Here is an 843-nt window from a genome sequence, read left to right on the forward strand (position 1 = left end):
TTCTTTGGATCTCTTCCGGTGTCCTTCTTTACTTCCTTCCAGCCTCTTGTATATGGTGCAACACCAACTACAATCTTTGAATAATCAATGCCATCTCCATATTTATTTTCCAAATATTTAATACATGAATCTACAGAAAGTGCTGCATCCCCTCCGTCATATGCAGGGTTTGTATAAAGTGCTGTCTGATGAGCCGTGAATCCACCCCATGCACCATTTAAGTCATATGTCATCATATTTGCAAAATCAACTATGTTTAACACCTTGTCGTATTCGATTGCTGACATCATTGTTGGTGATGCTGACATTGCCACTGATAATTCATAATGCTTTCCATCTGTCTTTCCGTAGCTGTCCAATGAATTCCTGATTTCCTGTAACAGTAATGTGAAATTCTTTGTGTCTGCTGCTGAGCCTTTGCATCCCTTGTCTATTGCCACTCCGTTTCCTTCAGGATCAGGATCTCTGTCTGCTGTTGGGTATTCCCAGTCGATGTCTACAAAGTCATATCCATAGCAGTGAACAAACTTTGCCACATTGTTTGCGAAATTCTTTCTTGTCTTGTCTGATGCTGCAAGTTTTGGGAAATCTCCTGATCTTGTCCATCCTCCAACTGAAATACCTATTTTCATGTTTGGATATTTCTGTCTTAAGAGTACCATTGCTCCCAATACACCTGCGTACTTGTTATCGCTTCCAACTGAGTATCCAACGTTTGGATTCTGATAATCTGCCCATGTGTCTGTTGTGATTAAGTCTCCATTTGCATCTGCATCCATAAATGCAAAATTCAAATGTGTTATTAAACTTCCGTCAATCTTGTCAGGTGTAAAGTTTTTCTGT

At 39.7% G+C, this 843-nt stretch carries 1 protein-coding gene; it reads right to left on the minus strand.

Annotated features, from left to right (window positions below; genetic code table 11):
• Nucleotides 1–843: glycosyl hydrolase family 18 protein (locus DWX29_RS12495; RefSeq protein ID WP_243053269.1), on the minus strand; the 843-nt coding region annotated here is incomplete at both ends.

Origin of the sequence: Eubacterium sp. AF19-12LB (assembly GCF_003479125.1) — a bacterium.
Lineage (GTDB): Bacteria > Bacillota > Clostridia > Lachnospirales > Lachnospiraceae > Eubacterium_U > Eubacterium_U album.